This is a genomic window from Phenylobacterium sp. (assembly GCF_016793225.1).
GTDB lineage: Bacteria > Pseudomonadota > Alphaproteobacteria > Caulobacterales > Caulobacteraceae > Phenylobacterium.
On sequence record NZ_JAEUMN010000169.1, the window covers coordinates 44,706 to 62,358 of the forward strand.

General features: G+C 70.3%; 14 protein-coding genes and 1 pseudogene. 6 read left to right on the forward strand and 9 right to left on the reverse strand.

Going from position 1 to position 17,653, the window contains the following annotated elements:
• Nucleotides 1–248 precede the first annotated feature (248 nt).
• From JNK30_RS20150 to JNK30_RS20160, 3 genes are read left to right on the forward strand one after another with little or no spacing between them, the layout of a single operon-like run.
• The gene (locus JNK30_RS20150; protein ID WP_293485075.1) at nt 249–1,487 is read left to right on the forward strand and encodes an NAD(P)/FAD-dependent oxidoreductase; all 1,239 of its coding nucleotides are present in this window, start codon (nt 249–251) and stop codon (nt 1,485–1,487) included.
• Nucleotides 1,484–1,828 (forward strand): nuclear transport factor 2 family protein, encoded by a 345-nt coding sequence (locus tag JNK30_RS20155; protein WP_293485077.1) that lies wholly within the window; start codon nt 1,484–1,486, stop codon nt 1,826–1,828. The genes JNK30_RS20150 and JNK30_RS20155 overlap by 4 nt, the downstream gene beginning before the upstream one ends.
• Nucleotides 1,825–2,910 (forward strand): phosphotransferase, encoded by a 1,086-nt coding sequence (locus JNK30_RS20160; protein ID WP_293485079.1) that lies wholly within the window; start codon nt 1,825–1,827, stop codon nt 2,908–2,910. Before JNK30_RS20155 ends, JNK30_RS20160 begins: the two co-directional genes overlap by 4 nt.
• A 257-nt stretch (nt 2,911–3,167) precedes the next feature.
• Here JNK30_RS20160 and JNK30_RS20165 read toward each other — a convergent pair.
• From JNK30_RS20165 to JNK30_RS20200, 8 genes and pseudogenes are all read right to left on the reverse strand, one after another.
• Nucleotides 3,168–3,866, reverse strand: a pseudogene (locus JNK30_RS20165) (UDP-2,3-diacylglucosamine diphosphatase); the annotation flags it as partial.
• Between the two features lie 69 nt (nt 3,867–3,935).
• The gene (phoB, locus tag JNK30_RS20170; RefSeq protein ID WP_293485081.1) at nt 3,936–4,628 is read right to left on the reverse strand and encodes a phosphate regulon transcriptional regulator PhoB; all 693 of its coding nucleotides are present in this window, start codon (nt 4,626–4,628) and stop codon (nt 3,936–3,938) included.
• Nucleotides 4,625–5,323, reverse strand: a complete 699-nt coding sequence (phoU, locus tag JNK30_RS20175) for a phosphate signaling complex protein PhoU (RefSeq protein WP_293485083.1) — start codon at nt 5,321–5,323, stop codon at nt 4,625–4,627. Before phoU ends, phoB begins: the two co-directional genes overlap by 4 nt.
• Nucleotides 5,324–5,388: 65 nt before the next feature.
• Entirely contained in the window at nt 5,389–6,522 is a 1,134-nt protein-coding gene (locus JNK30_RS20180; RefSeq protein ID WP_293485085.1) for an ATP-binding protein, read from the reverse strand.
• Between the two features lie 4 nt (nt 6,523–6,526).
• Entirely contained in the window at nt 6,527–7,735 is a 1,209-nt protein-coding gene (ccmI, locus tag JNK30_RS20185; RefSeq protein ID WP_293485087.1) for a c-type cytochrome biogenesis protein CcmI, read from the reverse strand.
• Complete coding sequence (locus JNK30_RS20190; RefSeq protein WP_293485119.1) at nt 7,736–8,191, reverse strand: cytochrome c-type biogenesis protein; 456 nt, start codon at nt 8,189–8,191, stop codon at nt 7,736–7,738. It lies immediately after the preceding gene.
• Nucleotides 8,192–8,196: 5 nt separating this feature from the next.
• Nucleotides 8,197–8,733 (reverse strand): DsbE family thiol:disulfide interchange protein, encoded by a 537-nt coding sequence (locus tag JNK30_RS20195; RefSeq protein ID WP_293485089.1) that lies wholly within the window; start codon nt 8,731–8,733, stop codon nt 8,197–8,199.
• Nucleotides 8,730–10,706, reverse strand: a complete 1,977-nt coding sequence (locus JNK30_RS20200) for a heme lyase CcmF/NrfE family subunit (RefSeq protein ID WP_293485091.1) — start codon at nt 10,704–10,706, stop codon at nt 8,730–8,732. The genes JNK30_RS20195 and JNK30_RS20200 overlap by 4 nt, the downstream gene beginning before the upstream one ends.
• A 133-nt stretch (nt 10,707–10,839) precedes the next feature.
• Here JNK30_RS20200 and JNK30_RS20205 point away from each other — a divergent pair, with 133 nt between their 5' ends.
• The 3 genes from JNK30_RS20205 to JNK30_RS20215 are packed head-to-tail and all read left to right on the forward strand — an operon-like array spanning nt 10,840 to nt 16,041.
• Nucleotides 10,840–13,293, forward strand: coding sequence for an NAD(P)-binding domain-containing protein (locus JNK30_RS20205; RefSeq protein ID WP_293485093.1), 2,454 nt, complete (start codon nt 10,840–10,842; stop codon nt 13,291–13,293).
• A 5-nt stretch (nt 13,294–13,298) separates the two neighbouring features.
• Entirely contained in the window at nt 13,299–14,177 is an 879-nt protein-coding gene (locus JNK30_RS20210; RefSeq protein WP_293485095.1) for a hypothetical protein, read from the forward strand.
• Between the two features lie 4 nt (nt 14,178–14,181).
• Nucleotides 14,182–16,041 carry an FHA domain-containing protein gene (locus JNK30_RS20215; RefSeq protein ID WP_293485097.1) on the forward strand — a complete coding sequence of 620 codons (1,860 nt, stop codon included), beginning with the start codon at nt 14,182–14,184 and terminating at the stop codon, nt 16,039–16,041.
• A gap of 85 nt (nt 16,042–16,126) precedes the next feature.
• On the opposite strand, the gene gdhA is transcribed toward JNK30_RS20215, so the two are convergent.
• Nucleotides 16,127–17,485, reverse strand: coding sequence for an NADP-specific glutamate dehydrogenase (gene gdhA / locus JNK30_RS20220; RefSeq protein ID WP_293485099.1), 1,359 nt, complete (start codon nt 17,483–17,485; stop codon nt 16,127–16,129).
• Nucleotides 17,486–17,653 lie beyond the last annotated feature (168 nt).

The following is a 17,653-nucleotide window of genomic DNA, read 5'->3' on the forward strand; positions in this document are numbered from 1 at the left end:
AGTCCCTCTCGGCAAGTGGAGCGTCTCAGAGGCCCGCCCAGGGCGCAACCGCCGCACGGCGCGGGGCTGTGGAGCGACGGCGGCGCCGCGGGTGGAGGACCTGTGGAGCGCCGGAGGAGCGTTCGCCAAACGGCCGTCTTTCCCGAGGCTTGGACTTATCCGCAGATTCAGCGGCCGCACGCTGCGCTTGCCGGCCCCCGGGTAAGGCGGATCAATAGAGTCGGGCGAAGCACAAGCGGAGTACGGACGTGTCGGCGTATGACCTGATCATCGTGGGCGGCGGGATCGGCGGATCAGCTCTGGCGACCGTCATGGCGCGCGCCGGGGCGTCCGTCCTCCTCCTGGAGCAGTCGGCGGCCTATGAGGACCGGGTGCGCGGCGAGTGGATCGCGCCCTGGGGCGTCGACGAGGTGAAGCGCGTCGGCCTCTACGACCTGCTGATCGAAGCCGGCGGCCATCACCTGCACCGCCACGTCACCTACGACGAGACCCTGGACCCCGCGGCGGCCGAGGCCCGGACGCTGCCGCTGGGCATCTTCCGGCCCGATGTGCCCGGACCGCTCTGCCTCGGCCATCCGCACCACTGCCAGACGCTGTTCGACGCCGCGTCCGCCGCCGGCGCCGTCACGCTGCGGCAGGCCCGCGTGACCGAGCTCCAGGGCGGCCCCACGCCCAGGGTCGTGTACGAGGTCGACGGCGAGACCTTCATCGCCACCGCGCGCCTGCTGGTGGGCGCCGACGGCCGCACGTCGCAGGTCCGCGAGGCGGCCGGCATCACCCTGCACCAGGACAAGCCCCACCACTGGTTCGGGGGCCTCCTGATCGACGGCGCGGACGAATGGCCCGCCGACATGCAGGCGATCGGCACCGAGGGCGACTTCGCCTTCCTCGCCTTCCCGCAGGGCGGCGGCAAGGTGCGGATCTACGGCGGCTACGCGCTCGACCAGGCCCAGCGGTTCAAGGGCCCGGACGGCGCACGGCGCTTCCTGGACGCCTTCGCCATGAGCTGCAGCCCGCAGAACCGCCACCTGGTCTCGGGCGAGCCGGCGGGCCCGCTCTTCAGCTACTTCAACAACGACTCCTGGACCGACGAGCCGTTCGCGCCGGGCGTCGTCCTGGTGGGCGACGCCGCGGGATGGAACGACCCCATCCTGGGACTGGGCCTGTCGATCACCTACCGGGACGTGCGGATCGTCAGCGAACTGCTGAAGGAAACCGAGGACTGGGCGGAGCTGTCGTTCGCCCCGTACGCTGAAGAGCGCGCCGAGCGCATGCGGCGCCTCCGATTCGCGGCCCGGATGCAGGCGGCGCTCGACATGGAGTTCGACGAGGCCGCCCGCGCCCGCCGCGCACGCGTCTTCGCCAAGTCGGCCGCCGACCCCAGCTTCAAGGTCCAGGGCTTCGCCGTCATGGCGGGGCCGGAGGCGCTGCCGGCGGAAGCCTTCACGCAGGAAGCCTGGGACCGCGTCATGGGAGAGCCCGCATGAGCCTCGACATCGCCGCCTACAACGCCGACTGGCTGAAGGCGTGGAGCGACAAGGACGTGGATCGCCTGTGCGCCTTCTACGCCGAGGACTGCGTCTACAAGGACCCGCAGACGGCCGCCGGCCTCACCGGCGCCGCCGCGCTGCGCCAGTATCTGACCGGCCTGTTCGGCGCGACGCCGAAGATGACCTACACGCCCGACGAAACCTGGCCGATCCCCGGCGGATTCTGCGGCCGCTGGTACTGCGACATCGAAGGCGGCGGACGGATGCGGGGGTTCGACCTGGTGATCCTCGACGGCGACAGGATCGCGCTCAACGAAGTCTACGTGCACCAGCTGTGACCGTCCTCGCCCGACCCGACATCCGCCGGCCCGAGGCGATCGACGCGGCCTGGCTGACGGCCGTGCTGCAGTCCGCCGGCGTCGACGCGGTCGTCCGCAGCTTCACGGCCAAGGGCGTGGGCACCGGCCAGATCGGCGACAGCGTGCGCTTCAAGCTCGAGTACGAACGCGGCGGCGAGAGCGCCCCGGCCTCGCTGGTGGGGAAGTTCCCCGCGGCCGGCGACGAGAGCCGCAACACCGGCATCGCGCTCGGCAACTATGTGCGCGAGGTCCGCTTTTACCAGCGCCTGGCGCCCACGGCCCTGATCCACACGCCCAGGTGCTGGTTCACCGATGTCGACGAGGCGACCAGCGAGTTCGTGCTGATGATGGAGGATCTGGCGCCCGCCGAGCAGGGCGACCAGTTGCAGGGCGTGAGCCTGGAGCAGGCGCGCCTGGTCACCATCGAGGCCGCCAAGCTGCACGCATCCCACTGGGGCGACGACGCCCTCGACGACATGCCCTTCGTGTCGGGCTCGCGCGCGGCGCCGGCCAGCGCGGCCAACCCCGACGCGGTGAAGATGCTGTGGGAGGCCTTCAAGGGGCGCTACGGCCCGCACCTGGCCCCTGAGTGGATCGAGGCCGGCGAGTGGCTCGCGCCCCGCTTCGGCAGCCTCGGCGCGTCGCACGACGGACCCCGCTGCCTGACCCACAACGACTTCCGGCCCGACAACATGATGTTCGCCACCGCGGCGGGCGGCTACCCGGTCACGGTGCTCGACTGGCAATCGTACGCGTACGGGTCTGGCCCCACCGACCTGGCCTACTTCCTGGCAGGCGCCCTGCCTCGCGACGTCCGCCGCGCGCACGAGGACGAGTTCCTGCAGCTCTACCTCGACACCCTCACGGGCCTCGGCGTGCAGGGCTACGGGATGGACGACCTGCGGCGTCACTATGCCCGCGGCGCCTACCTCCTGTTCGGGACGGCCTTCTTCGCGGCCATGATCGTCACCCAGACCGAGCGCGGCGACCGCATGTTCCTGCAGATGCTGGGCTCGGCCGCCGACCACATGTGGGACCACGGCGTCGTCGGCGGCGACTGACCGCCAACCCGCGGCGGCGCCGAGAAGGCGTCTTCTATCCGTCACGGCGCCGACACGCCCGGCGGCTAGTCTGCTGACGTTACCTCGCAGATCTCTCCAAGCGGCGCCCCCAAGCCGCAACGGCCGCGACCTCCCCCTCGGTCGCGGCCGTCTTTTTCTGCGCCTCAGGCGGCGAGCGCGAGCGCCGCGCGCGAACCGAGCGTCTTGCGGGCGGCAAGCCAGTTCACGATGCGGAAGCGGCCGTCGAAATCCTCGACGAGCGCGGTGCAGCTTTCGACCCAGTCGCCGTCGTTCAGATAGACCACCCCGTCCATGTCCCGGATCTCGGCCTTGTGGATGTGGCCGCAGATGACGCCCTGGACGCCGCGGCGGCGGGCCTCGTCGGCCATGGCGGCCTCGAAGCGGTCGATGAACGCCACCGCGTCCTTCACCTTGTGCTTCAGGAAGGCCGAGAGGCTCCAGTAGTTGAGGCCCAGGAGCCGGCGGACGCGGTTGAAGTGGGTGTTGATCGCCAGCAGCAGGCGGTAGCTCCAGTCGCCCAGGAACGCGAGCCAGCGGGCGTTCTGCACCACGCCGTCGAACTCGTCGCCGTGGGTGACGAGGTAGCGCCGCCCGTCGGCGGCCTCATGGATGGCGTCGCGGGCCACGACCACGCCGCCGAAGTGGACGCCGCAGAAGTCCCGCACGCGGTCGTCGTGGTTGCCGGGGATGTAGACAACGTTCACGCCCTTGCGCGCCAGCCGCAGGATCTTCTGGACGACGTCGTTGTGCGCCTGCGGCCAGTACCAGCCCGACTTCATCTTCCAGCCGTCGACGATGTCGCCGACGAGGTAGAGCGTCTCGCACTCCAACTCCCGGATGAACTCGAGCAGGAGCTCGGCCTGACAGCCGCGCGTGCCCAGGTGGGTGTCCGAAATGAACGCCGTCCGGCAGCGGACGGCAGGGTCGTGGTCCATGTTGCTTCGAGCCCCCAACGGCCAGCCGCTTCCGAGGCTCCGGCGAGTCGATGACGGTGCGGTGACGGCTCAGCCGTCCGCGTCTAGCGCGTAGCCGGCGGACCTCACCGTGCGGATGAGATCGGGCTCCCCGTTCTGGCGAAGCGCCTTGCGGAGCCGGCCCACGTGGACGTCGACCGTGCGGACCTCGACGTAGGTGTTCGCGCCCCAGACGGCGTCGAGCAGCCGCTCCCGCGAGAAGACGCGGCCGGGCCGCTGCATGAAGAAGTCCAGCAGCCTGTACTCGGTCGGGCCGAGATGGATGTCGCGTCCGCTTCGGGTGACCCGGTGCCGGGCCCGGTCCAGCACGAGGTCCGCGTACTCGAGGCGCTCCTCGAGCAGTTCAGGACGCGTGCGGCGCAGGAGCGCCCGGATGCGGGCCACCAGTTCACTCATGGCGAACGGCTTCACCACGTAGTCGTCGGCGCCGGTGTCGAGGCCGCGCACCTTGTCGGCCTCCTCGCCCCGGGCGGTCAGCATGAGCACGGGCGTGCGGCGGGTCTCCACGCCGGCCCGGAGCTGTCGGCAGACCTCCACGCCGGACACCTTGGGCAGCATCCAGTCCAGGACCACCAGATCCGGCGGCTCCTCGGCGACCCGCAGCAGAGCTTCCTCGCCATCGGCGGCGCGTTCGACCCGGAAGCCCTCCTTGACGAGGTTGTAGTCGAGCAGGGTGGCGAGGGCGTCCTCGTCCTCCACCACCAGCAGGTAGGGCGTCGTCACGCGCCGCCCTCCGTTCCGAGCTCGGGCAAGCTCACCTTGGGGCGCTCGCCCACCAGTTCCTCGCCCGTCATCTGGAAGTGCAGGATCTCGGCGATGTTGGTGGCGTGGTCGCCGATGCGTTCGAGGTTCTTGGCCACGAACAGCAGGTGCGCGCCCGCCGCCACCGAGTTGGAGTGGTTCTGCATCATCGCGAGGAGTTCGCGGAACAGGCTCTCGTAGTGCTCGTCCACCTCGCCGTCCCGTCGCCAGACATCCAGCGCCGGCTCCACGTCTCCGGCGGCGTAGGCGTCGAGCACCTCGCGCAGGCGCGCGGCCACCAGACGTCCCATCCGCTCGATGGCGCCCGTGAGGGGCAGGACAGGCTCGCCGGCCGAGAGGACGAGGCTGCGCTTGGCGATGTTGCGCGCCAGGTCGCCGCAACGCTCGAGGTTCATCGCCAGCTTGAGCGTCGAGATCGCCCGACGCAGGTCGGCGTCGCCCGGGCGGTGACGGCGGATGAGGTCTAGGGCCCGGCGTTCGACCTCGCTCTGCAGCGTATCCAGCCGCAGGTCGCGGACGATGAGGGCCTGCGCCAGCGGGACGTCGCGCCGGACCACGGCGTCCACGGCGTCGACCACCTGGGCTTCGGCAAGCCCGCCCATGCGGATGACCTCGGCCACGAGCTGGCGCAGTTCCGCCTGATACGAACGAGTCACGAAGCCCTCTCTCGGTCCGCGGGCAAAGTACTGCGGTCCGACGACACTTTTGCGACAGCGTCGCCCTACCCCGCCGCCGCCAGCGGCAGGTAGACGCTGAAGGTGGCCCCCTCGCCTTCCGCGCTCTCCACCATCAGGCCGCCCCGGTGACGGTTCACCACGTGCTTCACGATGGCCAGGCCCAGGCCCGTCCCACCGCTCTTCTGTCCCTCGACACGATAGAAGCGTTCCGACAGCCTCGGCAGATGCTGGCGGGCGATGCCGGGGCCCTGGTCGATCACCCGCAGCACCACGTAGCCCTGGCCGTCGGCGGCGTCCGGCGACAGCAGCGACAGCCCGACGCCCTGGCGGCTGGGCGCCCGCGCGGCCTCGAGCGACGACGCGGCCTCCAGCGCCACCTCAACGCGCCCCCCAGGCGGCGTGTACTTCACCGCGTTGTCGACGAGGTTCTGGATGACCTGCACCAGCTGATCGCGGTCCCCCGTCACCGAGCCCACGCCAGGACCGGCGCGGGTGGCGATCGAGACCTTGCGCTCCTCGGTGAGGGGCCGGATCGCATCGGCCACGTCCTGCACCGTGCGGGCGAGGTCGACCTTGCCGGACGGCGCGATGTGTTCGTTGAGCTCGATGCGGCTGAGCGAGAGCAGGTCGTCCACGAGGCGGGCCATCCGCGTGGCCTGCTGCGCCATGATGCCCAGGAACTTCTCGCGCGCCTGGGCGTCGTCCTTCGCGTGGGTGCGCAGGGTCTCGACGAACCCCGCCAGCGACGCCAGCGGCGTACGCAGCTCGTGGCTGGCGTTGGCGAGGAAGTCGGCGCGCATGCGCTCGGTCCGCCGCGCATCCGTCTCGTCGCGCAGGACCACCACCAGCTGACGCTGCCCGTCGACCGGCTCGAGCGGCCGCGCGAAGGCGCGCCAGTAGCGCGGCTGCACGCCGATGGTCTCGAAGGCGACCTCCACGCCCGTCGAGGTGGACAGCGCCTCCTCGATCGCTTCCAGCACCTCCGGGCGGCGAAGGGCCACCCCGAGGGGCGCGCCGGCGAGCTCCACCCGGAACACCTCCCGCGCCGCCTGATTCCCGTAGGCGATCTCGGGCGCCTCGCCGTCCCGGCCGCGCACGAGGATGACGGGCTCCGGCAGCAGCTCCAGGATCATCTGGGCGGCCGCGCCGGCGCCGGCGGAGGTGATGGCCCCGCCCATGGCGTCAGGCGCCCGGCACGCCGAGCTGGGCCGCCGCGTCGCGGAGCGCCTTCTGCTCGGCGGGCGCGCCGGCGAAGGCTCGCGTGGCGTCGCGGTAGGCCTGGGCCGCTTCATCCCTTTGCCCCAGGACCATCCGCGCCCGCATCAACCGCTCCCATCCGGCCCGGTCGCGGGGGTTCTGCTTGAGCCGCTCGGCAAGCCCGCCGACCATCCCCTGGATCATCTGCTGGCGGTCGCCCTCGCTCATGTCCTGGGCCGCCGCCATCTGCTCGGCCGTTGGCCCCCGCGGCGCGGCGCCGACGCCGGGCGGCATCGCCTGGCCCTGGGCCATCGGCGCCGGCGGGAGCCGCCCGGTGAGGTCGATCTTGCGCTCGGCGGCCACCTTCTCGACGAAGGCGCGGACCTCCATGGCCCACGGCGCCTCAGGCGGCGCGGAGCGGATGAGCGCGATCCAGTCGTTCATGGCCCCGTCGCGATCGCCCGACTGGTCCTTCGCGACCGCCAGGTAGTAGCGGGCCCGGGGATCGCCCGGGTCGGCCGCCACAGCGCGGCGGAAGAGCGCCTGCGCGGCGGGCCCCACCTGCCCATCCTGGCTGAGCACCGTGGCCTCGCCCTGCGCCGACAGGTACTCCGCGTTGTCGGGGTCGAGCGCCACCGCGCGGCCGTAGGCCGTGGCCGCCTCGGCGTTGCGGCCCGTCTGCAGGTAGGACCAGCCCAGCATGCGCCAGCCCTCGGCGTTGTCGGGCCGCTGGGCCATCTGCTGCTCCAGCATGGCGATCATGGCGCCCACGTCGCCCTGCGGGTGGTCTCCGGGCAGATCGCCGGCGGATGCGGCGGCCTTCGGCAGCGCGGGCTTCGCCGGGACGTCGGGACGCCCGATGTTCAGGTAGAGCCCGGTGCCCGCGAGCGTGACGATGGCGACCACGCCCAGCGCCACGATCAGCAGGGTGCGTTCGGCGAACGGCCGGGCCGGCGCGTCCGGGCGACGCCCTTCGGCCAGCACGCGGCGCTTCAGGTCGCTCTTGAGCGCCTCGGCCTCGGGCTCGGCGATGACGCCCGCGGCGGCCTGCGCCTCGATCTCGCCGAGCTGGTCCTTGAGGACCGTCACGGCGTCGGCGCGCTGCGCGCGCTGGGCGTCGCGGCGGCGCACGAGCGGCACGGCGAGGCCCACCGCCGCAAGCACCGTCATCAGCGTCAGGATCATCCAGAGCATTCAGCCCGCCTTGTCGGAATTGAGCAGTCGCGCGGCCTCGGCCTCGTCCTCGGCGGTGAGCGCGCCCACCTTCTGCGGCGCACGGCTGCGCATATAGGCGTAGGCGCCGAGCCCGCCCAGGAGCAGGACGCCCAGCGGCCCGAACCACAACGCGAGGGTGTCGGCCCGCAGGGGCGGCTTGAGCTGGACGAAGCTGCCGTAGCGCTGAACCAGGAAATCCACGGCCTCCTCGTCGGACGCGCCCGCGGCGATCCGTTCGCGCAGGATGATCCGCAGGTCGCGGGCGAGCGCCGCATCGGAGTCGTCGATCGACTGGTTCTGGCAGACCACGCAGCGCAGCTCCTTGCTGAGCTTGTGCGCGCGGGCCTCCAGCGCCGGGTCGGCGAGCTGCTCGTCCGGGTTCACGGCCGCGGCCGGCCCGGCCATCAGGGCCAGGGCCAGGGCGGCGACGGCCATGCGCCTCACGATTCGCTCCTCAGCTTGGCCATCAGGGGCTCGATCTTCCCGCTCCAGACCTCGGGCGTCACGGCGCCCACGTGCCGATAGCGCACGCGGCCCTGCTTATCGATGACGAAGGTCTCCGGCACTCCGGCCACCCCGAGCTCGATGCCGATGCGGCCGGTGGGATCATCGCCGACACGGACGTAAGGGTCTCCGTTTTCCGCCAGCCAGCGCAGCCCCTGCCCCGGCTGGTCCTTCCAGTTCAGCCCGTGGATGATCACGCCCTGGGCCCGAAGCCGCATGAACACCGGATGCTCGACTCGGCAAGGCCCGCACCAGGAGGCGAAGACGTTCAGCAGCACCGGCCCGCCGGTCTGCAGGTCGGCGGCCGACAGCCCCACGTCGCCCGGCCTTAGCGGCGGCGCGGTGAACGCCGGCAGGGGCTTGTCCTGATAGACCGTCGGAAGCCGGCTGGGGTCGCGCCCGAGGCCTGCGAAAAACACCACCAGGACCGCGACGAACGCCACGGCCGGAGCCAGGAACAGGAGACGCTTCATTCGGCGGGCGCGGCGTAGGGTTGCGGCCGCGTGGGGGCGGCCTTGGCGGTGGATCCGATCCGCAGACGCCGGTCGCTGAGCGAGACCGCGCCTCCCAGCGCCATCACGACGCCGCCGATCCAGACCCAGATGATGAGCGGGTGATGCCACAGGCGCACGACGATCCCCTGCGCCGACTCTTCGCCGACCGAGACATAGAGGTTGCCGCTCAGTCCCACGCGGATGCCCGCCTCGGTGGTCTGCGACTGGGCCGACGGGAAGAAGCGCCGCTCGCTGCGGAACTGGAAGTCGGGTCCCGGACCCTTCACGGCGAATCGGGCGGTCCGGGCCTCCCAGTTGGGGCCCCGGGTGGTCTCCACCGTCGTGAGGGTGAGCTCGCGGCCGGCGAAGGCGACGGTCTGGCCGGGCTGCATGTTGAGGACCTTGTCCGTCTCCCAGGCGGTCACGCCGGTGATGCCGAGCGTCAGCAGGCCAAGGCCGGCATGGGCGAGCGTCAGCCCGACGATCGCCCTGGGCGTCGTGAGGATCGACCGGGCCAGATAGGCGCGCCCCGCCCACCAGCGCCGGGCCAGGATCGCGATCGAGCCCGCCAGAAGCCAGGTCGCCAGCGCCAGGCCGCCCGCGGTCACCAGGCCCTTCACGCCGCCCGTGACGGCGGCGGCCGCCAGCACCAGCGCGGCCAGCGCGGCAGGGATGCGCAGCCTCTGGAAGACGCGCTTCGCCTCGTCGCGCTTCCAGTTCAGCATCGGCCCCGCCACCACGAGCAGCATGAGCGCCGCGGCGAACGGCATGAAGTTGAGCGTGTAGTACGGCGGGCCGACCGAGATCTTGTCGCCGTTGGCCAGCTCGATGAAGACCGGCTGGAAGGTGCCCCAGAACACGACGGCGCAGAGCACGCTGAGGAACAGGTTGTTCAGGATGATCCCGCCCTCGCGGGATATCGGGGTGAACACCGCCCCGGGCCGCAGGGCCGAGGCCCGCCAGCCGTAGAGCCCGAGCGCCAGGCCCGTCGTCAGGATGATGATGCCCAGGATGTAGACCCCGCGTTCCGGGTCGACGGCGAAGGCGTGGACGCTGGTGAGGATGCCGGAGCGGACCAGGAACGTGCCCACGAGGCTGAGCGAGAAGGTCAGGATCGCGAGCAGGATCGTCCAGCTCACCAGCGCGCCGCGCCGCTCCAGCACGAGCGCCGAGTGCAGGAGCGCCGTGCCCAGCAGCCAGGGCATCAGCGAGGCGTTCTCGACGGGATCCCAGAACCACCAGCCGCCCCAGCCGAGCTCGTAGTAGGCCCAGGCGCTGCCCAGGGTGATTCCCAGGGTCAGCGGAACCCAGGCGGCCAGGACCCACGGCCGCACCCATCGCGCCCAGGCCGCATCGACCCGGCCCTCCATGAGGGCCGCGACCGCGAAGCAGAACGCGATCGAGAAGCCCACGTAGCCCAGGTAAAGCAGCGGGGGGTGCATCACCAGCCCAGGGTCCTGGAGCAGCGGATTGAGCTCACGCCCTTCGATGGGCGCGGGATCCAGCCGCAGGAAGGGGTTGGACGTGAAGACCAGGAATCCCAGGAAGCAGACGGCGATCAGCCCCTGGACGCCGATCACCCGGGCCTGCAGCGTCTCGCGCAGCGTGCCGCCGAAGAACGCCACTCCGGCGCCGTAGAGCGCGAGAATCAGCACCCAGAGCAGCATCGAGCCTTCGTGGCTGCCCCAGGTCGCGGCGAACCGGTAGGCGGCCGGCTGCGCGGTGTTGGCGTGGTTGGCGACCAGGGTCACCGAGAAATCGCAGGTCATGAAGGCGTACGCGAGGCAGCCGAAGGCCAGCGTCACGAAGCCGACCTGCAGCAGGGCGGCCTGCCGGCCGAGCGCCATCAGCACCCGATCGCCCCGCCACGCGCCGACGAGCGGCGCGAGTGACTGGACGAGCGCCAGCAGGAGCGCCAGAATCAGCGCGAACTGACCGACTTCCGCCGACATGGACTTTATGCTCCCCTCGACATGCGGCGCGTGGTAGCGCGTTCAGCTAAGTTGGGAAATGTTACAGTGCCGGGGAGAGCCGTGAAGGCGTAGTCGGTGCGGCGGGGGCCGTCGGTGCTGGGGGCGTTCGGGTATGTCGGAAGTCTATAAGATCGCGATCATCGGATCCGGTCCGGCCGGGATGAGCGCGGCCGCGCGCGCGGCCAAGAAGGGCATCAGCCACATCCTGCTCGAAAAGACCGACCACCTCTCCGACACGATCTACCGCTACCAGAAGGGCAAGCACGTGATGGCGACGCCGTCCGTGCTGGTGCTGCGCGCGGAATGCGAGTTCGACGCGGGCAAGCGCGAGAAGATCCTCGACCAGTGGAACAACGACGTCAAAGCCGCCGGCGTGAACGTGAAGTTCAACGCCGAGGTGAAGGCGATCAGCGGCGACAAGGGCGCCTTCACGATCGAGTTGAAGGCCGGCGGCGCCATCCAGGCCGAGAACGTGATTCTCGCCGTGGGCACCCAGGGCAACCCGAACCTGATGCGCTGCGAGGGCGGCAACCTGCCGCACGTGCAGTACAGCCTCGACGATCCCGGCGAGTACACCGACGAGCACATCACCGTCGTGGGCGGCGGCGACGCCGGCATCGAGAACGCGCTCGGCCTCATCGCCGACGCCGGGCAGAACAACACCCTGACGCTGCTGAACCGCGGCGCCGACTTCCCGACGGCGAAGAAGCCGAACGTGGACGCGCTGCTCGCCGCCCGCGACGCCGGGCGCATCACCGTCATGACCGAGACCCAGGCCGCCCTGGTGGAGCCGGGCTGGCTGACGGTGGACACCCCGCAGGGCCAGACCCGCTACAAGTGCGACCGCATCATCGCGCGCATGGGCGCTGCGCCGCCCCGGGCCTTCGTGGAAGCAGCCGGCGTGCAGTTCGCCAGCCCCGACCGCAGCGCCTTCCCGACGCTGACGCCCACGTTCGAGAGCACCAGCAAGCCGGGCATCTACGTGATCGGCGCGCTCGCGGGCTACCCGCTGATCAAGCACTGCATGAACCAGGGCTACGACGTCGTCGAGTTCATCAGCGGCAACACCACCCTGGAACCCGCCGACGAGCCGCTGCTGCAGGAGAAGCTCAAGGGGCTCCCCGGGCGCCGCAGCGTCTCGGAGTGGCTCGAGTTCCTGCGCAGCCGGGTCGAGATCCTGAACGGCCTCTCGCCCCTGCAGATGCGGGAATTCCTCCTGGACTCCCAGGTCCGCGCCTACAAGGCCGGAGAGCCCATCTTCGTCCGCAACGAGCCGGGATCCTCCCTGTTCGGCATCGCCGAGGGCTCCGTGAAGGTGGAGGTCGACCCCTCCAACCCGAACATCACCGTGCCGATCGGCGAGAGCTCCATCTTCGGCGAGGTCGGCCTGATCTCGGGCCGCAAGCGCGGCGCCACGATCCGCGCCGCCGAGCCGACGATCTGCGTCGAAATCCCCCGCATGGCCGCCCTGAAGCTGATGAGCCAGGTGCCGCAGGCTCGCGAGACGGTGCAGCGCATCACCACCGAGCGCCAGGTGCTGCAGATCTTCAAGTCCGGCCTGACCCCGGCCGACATCGCCGAGGTGCTCGCAGGCGCCGAGGTGTTCGAGGTGAAGCCCGGCGAGGCGATCATCAACGAGGGGGACATCTCGGACGACCTCTACATCATCCGCTCGGGCTCCATGATCGTGGAGAAGAACCTGGGCGGGAAGCCCGTGTTCATGTCCTACGTCCCCGCCGGCTCGTACTCCGGCGAGATGGCGATGATCGAGCGCAGCCCCCGCGTCGCCACGGTGAAGGCCGCCATCCGCTCCACCGTCGTCAAGCTGCCGGCGGAGCCCTTCCGTGCGCTGCTGGCCCGCAAGCCCGAGCTCGCCAAGCGCATGACGGACGAGATGCGGGCGCGGCGCGAGATCAACGAGTTCATCGAGAGCCAGAAGGAGGAGTTCGGCGGCGCCGTCGACATGTACTCCTCGGTCGCCAACTTCCTGATCAAGCAGGGCATCGGCGAGGCCACGGACGTGCTCCTCATCGACGAGAGCCTCTGCGTCGGCTGCGACAACTGCGAAAAGGCCTGCGCCGACAGCCACGACGGGCTCTCGCGCCTGAACCGCGAGGCGGGCACCACCTTCGCCAACATCCACGTGCCGACCTCGTGCCGCCACTGCGAGCACCCGCACTGCATGAGCGACTGCCCGCCCAATGCGATCCGCCGGGGTCCCGACGGCGAGGTGTTCATCAACGAGACCTGCATCGGCTGCGGCAACTGCCAGCGCGCATGTCCCTACGGCGTGATCCAGATGGACAAGCCGCCGCCGAAGAAGCCGCCGCTCTGGGAGTGGATGCTGTTCGGCAAGGGCCCCGGCCCCGGCCAGCCGCCCTATGAATGGCGCAAGAAGGCCGCCAAGGCCGAAGGCGGCGAGAGTCCGAAACTGGCGATCAAGTGCGATATGTGCTCGGGCAAGGCGGGGGGCCCGGCCTGCGTGAGAGCCTGTCCAACGGGGGCGGCGATCCGGGTGACGCCCGACGCCTTCCTCTCCGTGGCCCGCATAGAGAAGGCCGGGTAGACGTCGTGACGCAGGCCGGGGGGCATACAGAACGCGTCAGGCAGAGGACCCACGAAGGGTTCCTCCGCCACAAGGGGTTCCTGTGGGCGCAGGTCGCCACAGGGCTGTGCGTCGTGGTCATCGGGGTCTACTGGCTGACCGCGATCCGGCTGCACGAGCCGCCCAGCGGGGGCAGCTGGCTGGGCTATCTTCTGGGCACGATGGGCGCGGGCCTCATCGTCTGGCTGGCGTGCCTGGGCGTGCGCAAGCGGGTGATCACGGCCGGACACTATTCGCTCAAGGCCTGGGTGTCGGCGCACGTCTACCTTGGCCTCTCCCTGATCGTCATCGCGACGCTCCACACGGGCTTCCAGTTCGGCTGGAACATCCACACCCTGGCGTACGCCCTGATGATGCTGGTGATCGCCTCCGGGGCGGTCGGGATCTGGGCCTACGCCACCCTTCCCGAGCGCCTGCACGGCAATCGCGGCGAGACCACGCGGCGGCAGATGCTGGACATGATCGAGAGCCAGGACCGGCAGCTGCACGAGCTGGCGCAGCCGCTCGACCGGGACGGCGCGGCCGTCGTGCGCCTGTCGATCGAGGACACGGACCTGGGCGGCGGATTCTGGAAGCGACTGACCGGCAGCTACGACGACTGCGCGAACCGCAGGGCCCTGGCGCGCCTGCGCAACCTTCCCTCTCCCACCAGCGCCAAGCAGGCCGAGGCCCTGACCAAGATCGAGCAGGTCATGCAGCAGAAGGCCGAGACCCTGGCGCTGGCGCGACGCCAGATGCAGATCACCGCCGTACTCGAGGGCTGGCTCTTCGTGCACATACCCGCAACCTTCGCCTTGCTGGCGGCGCTGACGGCGCACATCGTGTCCGTCTTCACGTACTGGTGATCCGGTGGCGCAGGACTTCCAGCTCAAGCTCATCACCGAGCGCGCCGGCGGCGGCGACCCGATCGTCCGCGAGCGCCGCGTCGAAGGCCCTCAGGCCTCGATCGGCCGCGGGGCCGACAACGACATCGTCCTGGCGGACCTCAGCGTCGACCCGATCCACGCCCGCCTGAGGTTCACCGGGCCCGGCCGCGTGAGCATCGAGGCCGCCACCGGCCTGACCGTGGAAGTGAACGGCAAGGCCGTGCCGCGCGCCGACCTCAGCGCCGCCAGCCGCCCCGTCGTGCGCATCGCGAGCTACACCCTCGCCTTCGAGCCCGGCGAGGGCGAAGGCGTCGTCATCACGGTCACGCGCGAGGCGGACGAGCGCCACCTCACGCCGTCGGTGTTCTCGCTGCAGTCGCGGGTGTTCGGCCGGCGGAACATGGCCTGGGCGTTCGGGTCGGGCATCTTCCTCGTCTGCCTGCTGGTCCCGCTACTGGCGGTGCTCTGGTTCAACGAGAACAAGCTCATTCACCCTGACGAGCAGTGGTCGAGCGGGCCCCTCTCGACGGCGCACGCATTCCTCGAGAGCGACTGCAAGTCGTGCCACGCCAACGCCTTCGTGGCGGTGCGTGACGACGCCTGCCTGTCATGCCACCAGGCAGGCGAGTCCGGACCGAAGGCCCTGGCGCGCGCCAAGGAGGCCGGAAGTCCCTTCCAGCCGCTGCTGGTGGTGGACCACGCGCCCCGCGAGCGTCTCTCGAAGGGCACGCCGTTGCCCGACGGCATCGGCGCCAAGATCAGCACGGTCATCCAGCGCGCCGTGGGCCATCCGACGGACCGGTGCGCCAGCTGCCACATCGAGCACACGAAGCCCACGGCCAAGCCGGTCGACGCCGCGGCGCCGCTCACCGACAAGCCGACGCTGGTGGTCGTCAACGACTGCCAGAGCTGCCACGCGCGCCTCAAGATGCGGCTGTCGGACACCGAACTCGTCGACACGCCGGACTGGAACCGCCACCCGGCCTTCAAGCCGCTGATCATGACGGCGGCCGGCCCGAAGCCGCAGTTCCAGCGGGTGGCGCTGACGTCCGGACCGCAAGAGCGCAACGGCCTCACCTTCCCGCACCGGATGCACATGGATCCGCGCGGCGGCGTCGCCCGCCAGGCCATCGAACTGGGCAAGGCGGCCGGCTACGGGAGTCCGCTCGACTGCGGCTCCTGCCACGAGGCCAAGGGCGTCGGTTTCCGCCCCATCGAGATGGAGAAGGACTGCGGCACGTGCCACAGCCTGGCGTATGCGCGGAACGCCGACGGCTCGCTGAAGCTGCTGCCGCACGGCGAGCTGCAGAAGGTGGTGGACACCCTCGCCGGCCGCACGCTCGCCGCGCCCGGCGGCGCCGGCCGCGAGCGGCCCGGCACGATCCGCCCCACGATGTTCGCAGCCTCGGGCGCCAGCGCCTACCGCGCGACCTTCTCGCCCGGCGGCACGTGCTACGACTGCCATTCCATCAACTGGGAAGGCGACGTCGTGAAGATGGCGCCGGTGAAGCTCACCCAGCGCTACATGCCGCGCGGCGCCTTCGACCACTCGATCGCCGAGCACGGGGCGCTCGGCAAGACGGGCAAGGCCGGTGCATTCAAATGCGCCGACTGCCACAAGGCCCAGACGTCCGACCGCGCCTCGGACGTCCTGGTGCCGGACCTGGCGAAGTGCTCCACCTGCCACGGCCAGCCCACGAGCAAGATCGCGGCGGCGGACGACGCCGACTGCACGACCTGCCACGCGTTCCACCAGCCGGGCGAGGCCACGCCCAAGCCCGGCCACCCGCCGCTGAACACCCTGCGGTGGACGCAGATGATGTCGCGCCGGCCGGGCGCCTGACCCGCGTCCGGCGACCTCCGCACAAGAAAAGCGCCGCCTCGGTGTCCCGAGGCGGCGCGCTTGGTTCGGCGATGGTCGAGCCGACCTACACCACGCCGTAGGCCAGCATGGCGTCGGCGACCTTCTTGAAGCCGGCGATGTTGGCGCCCTTCACGTAGTCGACGACCTTCGAGCCCGGCCGGCCGCCGTACTCGACGCAGCGTTCGTGGATGCCGGACATGATGTCCACCAGGAGGCGCTGGAGCTCCTCTTCCTTCCACGAGATGCGGGCCGAGTTCTGGCTCATCTCCAGGCCCGAGACCGCCACGCCGCCGGCGTTGGCCGCCTTGCCCGGCGCGAACAGGATCCCGGCCGCCTTGAACTTGTGCACGCCGTCCAGGTCGGTGGGCATGTTCGCGCCTTCCGACACCGCGATGCAGCCGTTCTTGAGCAGGACCTCGGCGTCGGCGCCCTTGAGCTCGTTCTGGGTGGCGCACGGCAGCGCCAGGTCGCACTTGACGCCCCAGGGAGTCTTGCCGGCGTGGAACTCGGCGCCCTTGAACGCCTTGGCGTACTCGCTGATGCGGCCGCGCCGCCGGGTCTTCAGGTCCTTCACCCAGTCGATCTTCTCCTGGGTCATGCCGTCCGGGTCGTAGATGAAGCCCTCCGAATCCGAGAGCGTCAGCACCTTGCCGCCGAGCATAGTGCACTTCTCCGCGGCGTGGGTGGCCACGTTGCCAGACCCAGAGATCACGACCGAGTGGCCCGCGATGTCCTTGCCCTGCGTCTTCAGCATGTTCTGCAGGAAGTAGGTCGCGCCATAGCCGGTGGCCTCGGTGCGGATCAGCGAGCCGCCGTACTCCAGGCCCTTGCCGGTGAGGACGCCGGTGAAGTGGTTCGTGATGCGCTTGTACTGGCCGAACATGTAGCCGATCTCGCGCGCGCCCACGCCGATGTCGCCGGCGGGAACGTCGACGTCGGCGCCGACGTGGCGGTAGAGCTCGATCATCAGGCTCTGGCAGAAGCGCATGACCTCGTTGTCGGACTTGCCCTTCGGGTTGAAGTTCGACCCACCCTTGCCGCCGCCCATCGGGAGCCCCGTCAGGGCGTTCTTGAACGTCTGCTCGAAGGCCAGGAACTTCAGCGTGCCCTCGGTCACCGAGGGGTGGAACCGGATCCCGCCCTTGTAGGGGCCGATCGCGTTGTTGTTCTGCACGCGCCAGGCGCGCTGGACGCGGATGTTGCCGTTGTCGTCTTCCCAGCAGACGCGGAACGAGATCACGCGGTCCGGCTCGGCGATGCGCCGCAGGATCTGCGCCTTGTGATACTGTTCCTTGTCCTGGATGAAGTCGAAGATGTCCTCGGCGACTTCCTGAACCGCTTGCACGAACTCGGGTTGCCCCGGATTGCGGCGCTTCACGCCTTCGATGAAGGTCGCAAGATCGACGTGGTCGCTGACTGCCATGTAGTTCCCCCATTCGGCTGGGCCGGATCGCCCTGCCCGCACTTCCCGCGGAACCTTAGCCGCGAATTTCGTACGGGCTAGCGGCAATCACGGACGCACGTGAGCCGGCGCCTCTTTCAGGCTTCACAAGTCGTAGGAATTTGCGACAACTCAAAGCTGGCTGGGATG